Below are 13076 nucleotides of genomic sequence, written 5' to 3' on the forward strand. Positions count from 1 at the left end.
CCGCGGCGCTATGGCCGCGGTTGGTCGGGGTGACAGGATTTGAACCTGCGACCCTCTGCTCCCAAAGCAGATGCGCTACCAAGCTGCGCTACACCCCGTGGACTACTGCCCGCTGCCCCATCATACGGGAGGAGAGTATAAATGTCGCGCACGTGGACAATACCCGCTAGGATCTTCGTGTCCCCTTCGGGGGTACGCGGATGTAGCTCAATGGTAGAGCCTCTGCCTTCCAAGCAGATCACGCGGGTTCGATTCCCGTCATCCGCTCCAGCACTGGGAAAGCCCCGGGCCAAGTGGCCCGGGGCTTTCCTGTCACTCCATCACACTCACACGGTCTCGGGGAACGTGGAGGTGTCGATGACGTAGCGGTAACGCAGACACCGGTCCAACACGACGATCACAAGTTTGCGTCGATGAGAACCTCACGCGGCATGTCCCCGTATTTCTTGGGCGTCGCAATGCCATACGCAAGCAACGGATTTTCCTGTAGCAAGGGTTCAATGACGGTTCCAAGCCAGTTTTCACAGAGCCCAGCACGAGTCGCTAAATCATGGAGAGCGGCGAGAATCTGGTAGGCCGAGTGTTGATCGAAGGGGCGATACGTGCGTTGTATTCTGCGCTTAGTGTTCTTCTGCATAGCCGGCTCGTCTGTCACGGCAGTGTTCCAGAGTCTGCCATAGTGCGAACACCGATTGCGCAAGTACACGAAAGAACGAACTTGCGAGGGAAGAACAGCGCGTGAGGTATTCAGCGACTCTGCCATGTCATCGAGAACTCCTGAGTCTCCGGAGGCCGTGATCATACGCGACAGGCACCCAAAGCTCAGAACCTCAACTGCGACCCATATCGGCATCCTGTCATAGGCCGCAGGCAGATACGTTGCGCGTTCCTTGATGTCGTCGCGGTAGTGCGCAATGAAGGCATCCGTACTGCGATTAAGGTCAGATAAAATCCGCTCATCGACGTGAGCGATTTTTTCGGATGGCGGCCTAGTGAAGCCAACGCCCCGAGCAAAAGTTCCAACGGGACCAACATGGGTTCCGTAGTAGTAAGCGAACCGCGTTCGTAGGACGATTTCACACGTGGCCAATAGATCTTGACAGGCAGCGGCGAGTGCTCGCTCCGCCACATATAGCTGATAAATCCGACTAAAGCTGGTTCCCGGAATGAAGTTGTTGTCACCATACTCCGGGTCTTTCTGCCAGTAACGGAAATACCCCGAGAGCCTGTAGTAGCTGACACAAGACAAAACCTGAACAGCACTGCGCTCATCCTCGATACGCATACCACGCCCCGCGAGCAGTTCCAGCTGCTCGTCGAAGCTGAGCCAATCTTTCTGCATCAACAGCATCCTCGCTGATAAAAATGGCCCCGGTCATTTGTGCATTGCTGATGCAAGAGGCCTGACCGGGGATCTGTTACTGGAAGGTTACAACACTCCCCCACCATGAGCAAGTAGGTGCAGCATGATCTCGGGCTAGCCGTAGCACAACATACTTCAACAACAGAACACAGGTAGGTGATGCCCGCGAATGCAAGAATGTCCGGGCAGACAATCGCCAGAGAATCGGAAAGCCCCGGGCCACTCGGCCCGGGGCTTTCGCGTTACACCCTCACGCTCACGCGCTCTCAGGGAACGTGGAGGTGTCGACGACGTAGCGGTAGCGCACGCGCGAGGCAACGACGTTGTTGTAGGCCTCGGTAATCTCCTCACCGGTGATCATTTCGACCTGTGGAATGATGCCGTGCTCGGCGCAGAAGTCCAGCATCTCCTGGGTCTCGGCGATGCCGCCGATCTGGGAGCCCGCGAAGGACTTGTCGCCGTTGACGAAGGCGCGCAGCGGCAGGGAAACGGGCTCGGTGGGCAGACCCACATCAACAAAGACGCCGTAGGGGCGCAGGGCGGCCATGTATCCGGCGTAGTCGAGGCCGTCGGCGGACACGGTGCACAGGATGAGGTCGAAGGAGCCGCGCAGGGATTCGAGGGTCCCCTCTTCGCTGGTCGCGTAGAAGTGGTCGGCACCGAAGCGGCAGGCGTCGGCTTCCTTGGAGCGGCCGTGAGAGATAACGGAGACCTCCGCGCCCATGGCCTTGGCGATCTGCACGCCCACGTGCCCGAGGCCGCCCATGCCGAGGACGGCCACGCGCGAGCCGGGACCCACCTGATAGTGCTTCAGCGGCGAGTAAGTGGTGATGCCGGCGCACAGAAGGGGCGCGCAGGCCGCAAAATCCAGCTCCTCCGGGATATGCAGGGCGAAGTCCTCGCGCACGGTGAAGCCGCGCGAGTAGCCGCCGGTCGTCGGGTTACCGTCAGCGTCGGCACGGTAGGTCCACAGGGTGCCCGGCGTCGAGGTGCACCACTGCTCATAGCCGGATTCGCACATCTCACACGAACCGCAGGATCCGACCAGGCAGCCTACACCCACGCGGTCCCCCACCTTGAACTTGGTGACGCCGGGGCCGACCTTGGCGACGGTGCCGACGAACTCATGGCCGGGCACGAGCGGGTAGACAACGGGACCCCATTCGCCGCGGGCAGAGTGAATGTCGGAGTGGCAGATGCCCGCATAGGCGACGTCGAAGTAGATTTCGCCCTCGCCGGGCTCGCGAATGTCGATCTGCAGGGGGTGGAACTGGGTGGTGGCGTCGTCGCATCCGTAAGCGATCACGCGGGGCATGACAACTCCTTTGTCCGGTCAATTAAAGATGCTACAAGCATACTGCAGAAACAAAAACCCCGACGCGTAAGCGCCGGGGCAATGGGGTGGCTGACGGGACTCGAACCCGCGACGTCCTGGACCACAACCAGGTGCTCTACCAACTGAACTACAGCCACCATCGCGTCGCCATGAAGGTAACGGATAGAGCTTAGCACTACCCATCCGAGATTGAAAACTCGAGCACTACCCTCACGGCGGTGGCGTGCGTCACCAGTGGGCGCGAGCGGAGATCGCGTCGGCGAAATTACCGAGCGCGTGGGGGGTGGCGCCCAGGTACAGGTCGGCGTCCACGAGGGAGACCTCCATGACCAGGAAGGAACCCTTGCCGTCCGGGACCAGGTCCACGCGGTTGAACAGGAACTGCTCATCGTGGCCCAGACGGGAGCGCACATAGCCGTGCAGGACGCGGCGGATCTCCTCGCCCCACTGCCACGCGACGGAGTCGGCGGCTTCGGCGGTGACCACAGCCTCGTGCATCTCCGGGTTGGTGACGGAGGCAGGGTGCAGCGCCGAGCGCTTCTCGACCGCGTGGGAGACCAGGCCGTTGAAAAAGACGAGGGAGATCTCGCCGTGCAGGTCGATTTCCTCAACGTAGCGCTGGATCATGACCGAGCGGCCATCACCCAGCAGCCCCTGCACCTGGCGCATGGCGGCCTGGCGCTGGCGCGTGTCCACGGTCGTGTAGCGGCCGATGTCGCGTACGCCGGAGGAGACCGCGGGCTTGACGACGAACTCGCCGAAAGCCGGGAAGCGCGTGTGGATCTGGTGCTTGGAGAGGTTCTGCTCGGGCTCGAGCCAATTCGTGGGAATCGTCGGCATACCGAGAGCTGCCAGATCCCTCAGGTAGTGCTTATCCGTGTTCCAGTTGAGCACGTCCTTGGAGTTTTGCACGCGGGTCAGCTGACGGGTCCAGTCGAGGAAGGCCTGGCGGTCGGATGCGTAGTCGGACACGGAGCGCACGACAACCATGCCGGCCTCGGACCAGTCGACGTCGGGATCGTTCCACACCTTGATCTGCGGGTCGCAACCGCGCGACGCCAGCTCATCGAGCAGGCCCTCTTCGCCGGGGAAGAGGTGGGGCATGGACGAGCAGGTCACCAGGGTGACTTTGGGGTGATCCGTCATAGTTATCTTTCTATCGTGGGGTTAAGGAATTAACGAGGCAGTGGCTGGGAACTCACCGCAGGCCGAGCGGACGCTGCGCGGCCTCGGTGAGGAGTTCGGTCAGCAGATCCGAGTAGGAGACGCCGGCGGCCGCCCACATCTGCGGGTACATCGAGATGGGGGTGAAACCTGGCATCGTGTTCACTTCGTTGATGATGACGGTGTCGGTGGCCTCGTCGAGGAAGAAGTCGACGCGGGCCAGGCCCTCGCATTCGAGCGCGTCGAAGGCACGCCACGCGGTCTCACGGATGCGATCGGCGTACTCAGGCGACACGTCGGCCGGGCAGGACAGGCCCACGACATCGTCGACGTACTTGTGCTCGTAGTCGTAGAACTCGCCCTCGGGGATGACAATTTCGCCCAGGGGCGCGGTGCCACTGCGCCAGTCGGAGCGCGATCCGAGGACACCGCACTCGACCTCGCGGCCGGAGATGGAGGCCTCGACGATGATGCGCGGGTCGTGGTTCGCAGCCTCCTTGATGGCCACGGGCAGGTCCTCGCGGCAGGTGACGCGCGAGATGCCGACGGAGGATCCGGCGCGGCAGGGCTTAACGAAGACGGGGAATCCGAGGCGCTCGATGCGGTCCATGCACGCGGAGGCGTCAGCATCCCACTGACGAGCCGTAACCAGCTCCCAGTGGCCCACGTCAATACCGGCGGCCGCGAGCACGGTCTTGGTCAGGTGTTTGTCCATCGACACGGCCGAGGAGGTGACGCCGCAGCCCACGTAGCGCACGCCGGCCATCTCGAAGAGGCCCTGAATGGTGCCGTCCTCGCCGTAGGGGCCGTGCAGGAGCGGGAAGACGATGTCCACGTGCCCCAAATCCTCCACGCCGACGACGCGCGAATCCGGCGCGTCCGGGTTGCCGTCATAGGTGAGTTCGACGAGGTTGCCCTCGCCCGGGGTCAGGGCGACGCGGGTGGTTCCAGCGGTGACGGACTGACCCTTCCCGTCCTTGAATTCCAGCGCCGACGGGTCATCGGCGACGCGCACCCACTGGCCGTCACGCGTGATGCCCAGCGGGATTACGTCCCACTTGGTGCGGTCGATGGCGGTGAGGATGCCGGCGGCGGTCGAGCAGGAGATTTCGTGCTCGGAGGAGCGTCCACCAAAAACGATGAGGACACGAGGACGAGAAATTGCAGTCATGGGTCCAAGACTACCGCGCGGGAGGCATGTCCCGCCCGCGTGCACACCGTTCAGACGAGCTCGATTTTCCAGCCGTCCATCTTTTGCGGGCGAGCCAGCAGCATGCGGCCCATATCCTCGATACTCGCGCGCCCTTCGACGACCTCGACGACGGCACCCGTGATCGGCATGTCGACGCCGACAGATGCCGCGACCTGCAGGATCGGGGCGGCCGAGGCGACGCCCTCAACGACGCCCGGGGACAGCGCCAGGGCCTCAGCCAAGCCCATTCCGGAGCCGAGGCGGTGGCCGAGGGAGAAGTTACGCGACAGTCGCGACGAACACGTGGCGACGAGGTCGCCGATACCGGACAGGCCCGCGAAGGTCGCGGGGTCCGCGCCGAGCGCCGTACCCAGGCGCGTCATCTCCGCCAGGCCGCGGGTGATGAGGGTCGAGCGCGTGTTGATGCCCAGGCCCATGCCCTCGGCCGCGCCGATAGCGACAGCGATGACGTTCTTGGTAGCGCCCGCCATCTCGGTACCCACAACGTCTGTGGACACGTACGGGCGGAAGTAGGGGTTGTGGCAGGCCTTCGCGATCTCCTTGGCGAGCTCCACGTCAGATGCGGCGACAACCGTCGCCGTGGGCTGACGCTCCGCAATCTCGCGCGACAGGTTCGGGCCGGACAGGACCGCAATACGATTCTCGGGCACGCCCGAGGCCTCGGCGATGATCTCGTCAACGCGCTTAAGGGAGCCGAGCTCGAGGCCCTTGGCGAGGGACAGTAGGGCGACGCCGGGCGCAAAAGCCTCGCGGGCGGCGCTCAAGGTGGCACGCACGGCCTTGACGGGCACGGCAACGACGACGAGCTCGCGATCGGCCACGGCCTCGCTGATGTCGGCGGTCGCACTGATGCGATCCGACAGCGCGATACCCGGCAGGTACGTCGGGTTCTCTCCCCCGTTGATGAACGCGATGGTGTCGGCGTTACGCCCCCACATCGTCACGCTTACGCCCGCGTCAGCGAGCACCTGCGCGAACGTCGTTCCCCACGCGCCCGTTCCCAGCACGGCTGCTGTTGTCATACTCATCGAGACCTCCCTGTCGAGGCCATTCTACTAGGATTGAAACAACCGACCCTACCCGGAGGAACTGTGTCTCACCGTCGAGCCCTCGCCGCGAGCGCGGCCGCCTCACTGCTCCTGTTGGGTGCGTGCACGCCCGGAGCCCCAACGAACGTGCCTCAGTCAGCCGAGGCCTCGCCGAGCGCCTCCTCCCCCGCGGCGTCTGCGAGCGCGAGCGTGGCACCCGAGACAACGCCGACGCCAGATCCTGGGCTTGATGGCACGCGGCCAATCAACGCGGATAACTGGATGTCGAGCGTGGAGGGGTTGCCGCCGGTGCGCTCGGATGATCCGGCCAAGGCCCTGGCGCTGACGGGGATCCGCGCGGCGGCGCACGAGGGTTTCACGCGCGTGGTGTTGGAGTTTTCGGGCGAGGGGACGCCAGGGGTCCGCACAGCCGCGTGGACGGACGAGGCCGTCGAGCAGGGCCGAGGCCTGCCCATCCAGGTTGAGGGCGGGGCGGTCCTGGATCTGGTCATCGATGGCACCCCCATGACGGCCTCCGACACCCCCTACCCGAGCGGGACCCATACGCGCGCCGGGGATCTTGACGTCGTTTCAGACGGCTCCTTCGAGGACAACACGCACATCGTCATTGGCGCGCCGACCGCGCGCGAGTTCCAGATCGGATTCTTGTCCAACCCGGTGCGCATGGTGATCGATATCCGCGATTAGCCCTTCTTACGGGCCTTCTTCGCTTTCTTTGCCTTTTTGGCGAGTTCTTCCTCCCACCAGGGACCGGCCTGCGTGGCAGGATCCCAGACCTTCTCGGGGACGGGCAGACCACGCAGCTTGCCCACGCCCGCGCGAACGGCGTCACTGATGCGCTTGGTCGCCTCGTTGACGGCCTCGTGATCCTCGGACCCGGCGGGACTCATCAGGTCGGAGAGGTCGACCGGCTCGCCGAAGTGGTAGGAGACGGGGCGCCCCGGGCGCATGTCCATGCCCTTGGCGTTGTAGGGGGCCATGATGTCCTGCGGTCCCCACTGCGAGACGGGAATGACGGGCACACCCGTGTCGAGGGCCAGTCGGGCGGCACCGGACTTGAACTCCATCGGCCACTGGTCGGGGTCGCGGGTGAGAGTGCCTTCCGGGAAGATGCCGACGACCTCGCCTGCGTTCAGGGCTTCGCGGGTGGGTGCCAGGACGGCCGAGGGGTTGGAGTCACGGTTGACGGGGATCAGTCCCATTCCCTTGATGATCCAGCCGAACACGGGCACGGAGAACATCGACTTTTTCGCGAGGAAACGCACGGCGGTGTCGCGCTTCATGAAGTACCAGCACAGGCACAGCGGGTCGACGTTGGACAGGTGGTTGGGGACCAGGAGAAAGCCGCCCTCGGTGGGCAGATTCTCTTCACCGCTCACGGTGAACTTGATCCAGGGCGTCATGATGGGCGTCAGGACGCCCTTCGCGAAGGTATAAAAGCCGGAGACAGCACTCATGGCTTCATTCTACGGGGGCCGCTCCCTGGGCGCCCACGCCCGCATGGACCTCACACGAGGACGGAGACGACTCCCGGGGCGACGTCCACGGTGAAAGGAATCGAGGCGACGCGATCCCCATCCGCCATAGCGATGGTTCCCACGGGGGCAGCAAAGGAGACGACGCGCGCACTCTCCACTTCAATGGCGGGATGCGTCTTCGCCCGTCCGGCGACAACCCTGGCGAGCACCGGCAGGGCACGAGACAGCGGCAGGGGGCCGACGTGGCACACCTCGAGGACGCCGTCGTTCATGTCGGAGGACTCCACCAGGGTGATGCCGCCGCCGAAACGCCCGGAGTTGGACACCGACGCGATCCAGCCGCTCATGTTGCGCTCGCGCCCATCCACAGTCGCCACAATGTCGGTAGGTTCGTGCGAGGCCAGGGCCGCGAAGGCCCCGTAGCCGTAGGCCAGCGGTCCAGACGTCAGCGAGGACTCGTTGGCGAGGATGTTCGCGCGGGCATCCAGACCGATCGAGACGACGCCGAGGGCGAGGCGCACGCCTTCGCGCGAGCGCACCCACATACCGTCCAGAGGACGCACCCGGGAGGTCAGGGAATCGGAGGAGAGCGCCCCGGCCTCGTCGGACGTCAAACCGAGGCGCGCCAGGGAGCGCGCACGGGCTAGCGGATCTGTGCCGATGCCCAGCGCGCGGCACAGGTCGTTTCCACGCCCGCCCGGCATGGGGACGAAAATTGCGTCAGACTCGTGGCACCCGCGCGCAACCGCGCCCAGGTACCCGTCACCGCCCAGAGCCGCGACGAAGGAGCCAGACGCGACCTCGCCGGCGATCGCCGCCGGGTCGTCGCCGGGAGTCGTCAGGCGAACCGCGACCTCCCAGCCGCCACCGCGCAGGATACGCACGATACGCGGGCCCAGGCGCACGCTGCGCCCGCCCGCCGACATCGACGAGACCAGCAACAAAATGCTGCGTCGCGCGCCCGATGCGCCCGATGCGCCCATGATCTCAGGCGTCCAGGTAGCGCACGCGCGCATCGAGCTGATGGAGCTTGCGCGTGAAGTGCTCGTAGCCGCGCGAAATCACGTCGATACCCGACACGGTGGACGTGCCCGTCGCGGTCAGGGCTGCGATCAGGTGCGAAAAGCCACCGCGCAGATCCGGGACCTCAATATCCGCGCTGTGCAGCGGGGTCGGCCCCGAGATGACCGCCGAGTGGTAGTAGTTCTTCTGGCCAAAACGACAGGGGGTTCCACCCAGGCACTCGCGGTAGACCTGGATGTTCGCGCCCATCTTGCGCAGCGCCTCGGTGAAACCGAAACGGTTCTCGTACACGGTTTCGTGCACGATCGACAGGCCCTCTGCCTGGGTGAGCGCCACGACGAGGGGCTGCTGCCAGTCCGTCATAAAGCCCGGGTGCACGGCGGTCTCCAGGGCGATCGAGTGCAGCGGCTCGCCCGGGTGGTAGAAGCGGATGCCGTCGGCGTCGATATCGAAGGCGCCGCCCACCTTGCGGAAGGTGTTGAGGAACGTCGTCATGTCGGGCTGGTGAGCGCCGCGCACGTAGATGTCGCCGCGGGTAGCCAGGGCGGCCGCCGCCCACGAGGCGGCCTCGATGCGGTCCGGCAGAGCCGTGTGACGGTAGCCGGTCAGCTTCGCGACGCCCTCAATGCGGATCGTACGGTCGGTGTCCACGGAGATGATCGCGCCCATCTTCTGCAGGACGTTGATGAGGTCGAGGATTTCCGGCTCGATGGCCGCACCCTTCAGGGTCGTGATGCCCTCGTTGCGCACGGCCGTGAGCAGCGTCTGCTCGGTCGCGCCCACCGACGGGAACGGCAGCTCGATAATCGCGCCGTGCAGGCCGGAGGCGGGGCGCTTGATGTGCACGCCGTCGGGCTGCTTGTCGACGATCGCCCCGAACTTGCGCAGCGTCTCCAGGTGGAAGTCGATGGGACGGCCACCGATCGCGCAGCCACCGAGCTCGGGGATGAATGCTTCGCCCAGCTGGTGCAGCAGCGGGCCGCAGAACAGGATCGGAATGCGCGAGGCACCCGCGAGCGTGTCGATATCCGAGCGCGACGCAACCTTGACGTTGGAGGGGTCCATGCGCAGCGTGCCGCGATCCTGATCGAAGTCGATCTGGACGCCGTGCAGGCTCAGCAGGTCCGAGACCACGTCCGTGTCGCGGATCAGCGGCACGTTGTAGAGCTCGGAGGGGGTGTCAGCGAGCAGCGACGCGACCATCGCCTTGGGGACGAAGTTTTTCGCGCCGCGCACCGTGATCTCACCGCGCAGCGGATGGCCGCCCTCAACCTGAAGGATCGATGACATGAGTGCTCCTCACTATGACGTAACTGGCCCCTACTCTAGCTAGGTAGGGGCCAGTATGCGCAGTGCTTTCAGTCGCGAGCGGACACAACGTCTTCCTTGGGCAAGAATTTCGCTGGGAGCGTGCGCGGCTTGAAGGAGGGACGCTTCGCCTCGTAAGCAGCGATCTCGTCCTCATGGCGCAGGGTCAGGGCGATATCGTCCAGGCCCTCCATGAGGGTCCAGCGCACGTAGTCGTCGATCTGGAAGGTGCCCGAGATCGCACCGGCGCGCCAGGTCTTATCCTCCAGCGACACGGTGACCTCGGTGCCGGGCTCGGCCTCGAGGAGCTTCCACAGGGACTCGCAGTCTTCCTGTGAGATGATGCCGGTGACCAGGCCCTGCTTGCCGGAGTTGCCGCGGAAAATGTCGGCGAACTTGGGGGCCAGGACGACGCGGAAGCCGTAGTCCTTGAGCGCCCACACGGCGTGCTCACGCGAGGAGCCGGTGCCGAAGTCGGGGCCGGCGATCAGGACGGAGCCGTTCTTGTATGCGTCCTGGTTGAGGACGAACTCCGGGTCGTTGCGCCAGGCTGCGAAGAGGGCATCCTCGAAGCCCGTGCGGGTCACGCGCTTGAGGTAGACGGCGGGGATGATCTGGTCGGTGTCGACGTTGGAGCGGCGCAGCGGGACGCCGATGCCGGTGTGGGTGATGAACTTTTCCATGGGTACGTCAGTCTTTTCTTCCGTGGGGGACGAGGCCGGGGCCCTCCCCCGCTGTCGGGTGGCGGAGGGGCGTCAGAGGTCGGCCGGGGAGGACAGGGTGCCGCGCACGGCGGTGGCGGCCGCGACGAGCGGGGACACCAGGTGTGTGCGGCTGCCCTTGCCCTGGCGGCCTTCGAAGTTGCGGTTGGAGGTGGAGGCCGAACGGTCTCCCGCGTTCATCGTGTCGGGGTTCATGCCCAGGCACATGGAGCAACCGGCGTTGCGCCATTCGGCGCCGAAGTCGGTGAAGATCTTGTCGAGGCCCTCAGCCTCGGCCTGCAGGCGGACGCGGGCGGAGCCGGGCACGACCATGACGCGCACTCCCTCGGCCTTGTGACGGCCCTTGACGACGCTGGCGGCGGCGCGTAGGTCTTCGATGCGGCCGTTGGTGCAGCTGCCGATGAAGACCGTGTTCACCGCAATCTCGCGCATCGGGGTGCCGGCTGTCAGGTCCATGTATTCGAGGGCGCGCTCGGCGGCCGCGCGGGCCGTCTCATCCGTGAAGTCCTCGGGGGCGGGGACGGTGGCCGAGAGCGGCACGCCCTGGCCGGGGTTGGTACCCCAGGTGACGAAGGGCTCAATGTCGGCGGCCTCGAGAATCACCTCAGCGTCGAAGACAGCGTCCTCATCGGAGGCGAGGGAGGACCAGTATTCGACGGCGCGATCCCAGTCCTCGCCCTCGGGGGCGTGGGGGCGTCCCTTGATGTAGTCGAAGGTCGTCTGATCGGGGGCGATCATGCCGGCGCGGGCACCCGCCTCGATCGACATGTTGCAAATCGTCATACGGCCCTCCATGGAGAGCTCGCGAATCGCCTGACCGCGGTACTCCAGGACGTAGCCCTGACCGCCGCCGGTGCCGATCTTGGCGATGACGGCGAGGATGATGTCCTTGGCCGTCGATCCCTCAGGCAGGGACCCGTTCACCGTAATCGCCATGGTCTTAAAGGGGGCCATCGGCAGGGTCTGGGTGGCGAGCACGTGCTCAACCTGGCTGGTGCCGATGCCGAAGGCCAGCGCGCCGAACGCGCCGTGCGTGGAGGTGTGGGAGTCGCCGCACACGATCGTCATGCCGGGCTGGGTCAGGCCCAGCTGCGGGCCAACGACGTGGACGATTCCCTGGTCGGCGTCACCCAGGGAGTGCAGGCGGATGCCGAACTCCTCGGCGTTCTTACGCAGGGTGTCGATCTGGGTGCGGCTCGTAATGTCCGCGATGGGCAGGTCGATGTTGACCGTGGGCGTGTTGTGGTCCTCGGTCGCGATCGTCAGATCGGGGCGGCGAACCTGTCGTCCCGCGAGGCGCAGGCCCTCGAACGCCTGCGGGCTCGTCACTTCGTGCACGAGGTGGAGGTCGATGTAGAGCAGGTCGGGGGCACCATTTTCCCCCTTGGACACGATGTGGTCTCGCCACACCTTTTCTGCCATCGTTCCGCTCATTGTTCCTCCTCTGGTCCCCACTTTGGAGACACGGTGTCATTCATACGTCGCAATCAATGGAACCGCCTTATCCGCCATGCGACCCGCTGATCTCACGTCTCGGACGCACCTTTGATCTGTTTCACTATCCGACAATTTGCTATCTCAAAAGCTGAGATATTAAATAGTTGTATGGAAGAGCAAACATCCAGTGGCGTCGGCGTTCTTGACAAAGCTGCGCTGGTTCTCAGCGCTCTTGAGGCAGGACCCGCCACCCTCGCCCAACTCGTTTCCAGCACGGGGCTCGCACGCCCCACCGCCCACCGACTGGCCGTTGCCCTCGAATACCACCGCATGGTCGCCCGCGACATGCAGGGGCGTTTCATCCTCGGCCCCCGCCTCCAGGAACTCTCCTCCGCAGCCGGCGAAGACCGCCTCCTCCAGGCCTCCATGCCGGTCCTCCAGGCCCTGCGCGATCACACGAAGGAATCCTCCCAGCTCTTCCGCCGCCAGGGTGATTACCGCGTGTGCGTGGCCGCCTCCGAACGCGAGATGGGCCTGCGCGACTCGATCCCCGTGGGTGCCACACTCTCCATGAGCGCCGGTTCTGCCGCTCAGGTCCTGCTGGCCTGGGAAGAGCCCGACCGTCTCCACCGCGGCCTGTACGGAGCGTCCTTCAACGCTACGATGCTCTCCGAGGTGCGCCGCCGCGGCTGGGCGCAGTCCGTGGGCGAACGCGAACCCGGTGTCGCCTCCGTCTCCGCACCCGTGCGAGGCCCTTCCGGACGCGTCCTCGCGGCCCTGTCGATCTCCGGCCCCATCGAGCGCATGGGTCGCCAGCCCGGACGCCAGCACGGCCCCTCCGTGATGGCGGCCGCCAACAGGCTCACCGAATTCCTTTCCACCGTCGAAGACGCCGCGGACTTGTAAGCCGCGACCACTGACGATAAACAAACGGGTGGGCCGGGACGATTCGATCGTCCCGGCCCACCCGCTGTTTCAGGGCT

Annotated in this window: 12 protein-coding genes and 3 tRNA genes; 3 read left to right on the top strand and 12 right to left on the bottom strand. The window is 65.2% G+C overall.

All coding sequences use genetic code 11. The annotated features are described in order from the left end of the window. Positions 1-21: 21 nt before the first annotated feature. Positions 22-98, bottom strand: a tRNA-Pro gene (locus O3684_RS00985). 98 nt (positions 99-196) lie between these two features. Between O3684_RS00985 and O3684_RS00990 the strand changes: the two genes are divergently transcribed. Continuing rightward, a tRNA-Gly gene (locus O3684_RS00990) sits at positions 197-270 on the top strand. A gap of 127 nt (positions 271-397) precedes the next feature. Here O3684_RS00990 and O3684_RS00995 read toward each other — a convergent pair. The 6 genes from O3684_RS00995 to O3684_RS01020 form a co-directional block, all read right to left on the bottom strand. Continuing rightward, the gene (locus tag O3684_RS00995; protein ID WP_500064417.1) at positions 398-1342 is read right to left on the bottom strand and encodes an Abi family protein; all 945 of its coding nucleotides are present in this window, start codon (positions 1340-1342) and stop codon (positions 398-400) included. A 277-nt stretch (positions 1343-1619) separates the two neighbouring features. Further along, entirely contained in the window at positions 1620-2678 is a 1059-nt protein-coding gene (locus tag O3684_RS01000; protein ID WP_500064418.1) for an NAD(P)-dependent alcohol dehydrogenase, read from the bottom strand. 82 nt (positions 2679-2760) lie between these two features. Continuing rightward, positions 2761-2836 (bottom strand) — tRNA-His (locus tag O3684_RS01005). A 91-nt stretch (positions 2837-2927) separates the two neighbouring features. Then, positions 2928-3845 (bottom strand): ATP-grasp domain-containing protein, encoded by a 918-nt coding sequence (locus tag O3684_RS01010; protein WP_500064419.1) that lies wholly within the window; start codon positions 3843-3845, stop codon positions 2928-2930. Positions 3846-3897: 52 nt separating this feature from the next. Beyond that, positions 3898-5034 carry a D-alanine--D-alanine ligase family protein gene (locus tag O3684_RS01015; protein ID WP_500064421.1) on the bottom strand — a complete coding sequence of 379 codons (1137 nt, stop codon included), beginning with the start codon at positions 5032-5034 and terminating at the stop codon, positions 3898-3900. Positions 5035-5084: 50 nt separating this feature from the next. Continuing rightward, a complete protein-coding gene (locus O3684_RS01020) occupies positions 5085-6104 on the bottom strand; it encodes an NAD(P)H-dependent glycerol-3-phosphate dehydrogenase (protein WP_500064422.1) in 1020 nt (339 codons plus the stop codon). Between the two features lie 63 nt (positions 6105-6167). Here O3684_RS01020 and O3684_RS01025 point away from each other — a divergent pair, with 63 nt between their 5' ends. After that, positions 6168-6812: an AMIN-like domain-containing (lipo)protein gene (locus O3684_RS01025; RefSeq protein WP_500064423.1), complete on the top strand. Its 645-nt coding sequence runs from the start codon at positions 6168-6170 to the stop codon at positions 6810-6812. On the opposite strand, the gene O3684_RS01030 is transcribed toward O3684_RS01025, so the two are convergent. The 5 genes from O3684_RS01030 to leuC all read right to left on the bottom strand — a co-directional run bounded on the left by O3684_RS01030 (position 6809) and on the right by leuC (position 12090). After that, a complete protein-coding gene (locus O3684_RS01030) occupies positions 6809-7582 on the bottom strand; it encodes a lysophospholipid acyltransferase family protein (RefSeq protein ID WP_500064425.1) in 774 nt (257 codons plus the stop codon). The two genes, O3684_RS01025 and O3684_RS01030, sit on opposite strands and share 4 nt — an antisense overlap. A gap of 50 nt (positions 7583-7632) precedes the next feature. Continuing rightward, positions 7633-8586: a diacylglycerol/lipid kinase family protein gene (locus O3684_RS01035; RefSeq protein ID WP_500064427.1), complete on the bottom strand. Its 954-nt coding sequence runs from the start codon at positions 8584-8586 to the stop codon at positions 7633-7635. Positions 8587-8590: 4 nt separating this feature from the next. Then, positions 8591-9916, bottom strand: coding sequence for a UDP-N-acetylglucosamine 1-carboxyvinyltransferase (gene murA, locus O3684_RS01040; protein ID WP_500064429.1), 1326 nt, complete (start codon positions 9914-9916; stop codon positions 8591-8593). Between the two features lie 68 nt (positions 9917-9984). Then, positions 9985-10617 (bottom strand): 3-isopropylmalate dehydratase small subunit, encoded by a 633-nt coding sequence (leuD, locus tag O3684_RS01045; protein ID WP_500064430.1) that lies wholly within the window; start codon positions 10615-10617, stop codon positions 9985-9987. Positions 10618-10689: 72 nt separating this feature from the next. After that, positions 10690-12090, bottom strand: coding sequence for a 3-isopropylmalate dehydratase large subunit (gene leuC, locus O3684_RS01050; RefSeq protein ID WP_500064431.1), 1401 nt, complete (start codon positions 12088-12090; stop codon positions 10690-10692). Between the two features lie 171 nt (positions 12091-12261). On the opposite strand from leuC, the gene O3684_RS01055 reads away from it, so the two are divergent. Further along, positions 12262-12999: an IclR family transcriptional regulator gene (locus O3684_RS01055; protein WP_003793025.1), complete on the top strand. Its 738-nt coding sequence runs from the start codon at positions 12262-12264 to the stop codon at positions 12997-12999. The last annotated feature ends 77 nt before the right edge of the window (positions 13000-13076 follow it).

The organism is Pauljensenia sp. 20925_1_27 (assembly GCF_041432835.1).
Lineage (GTDB): Bacteria > Actinomycetota > Actinomycetes > Actinomycetales > Actinomycetaceae > Pauljensenia.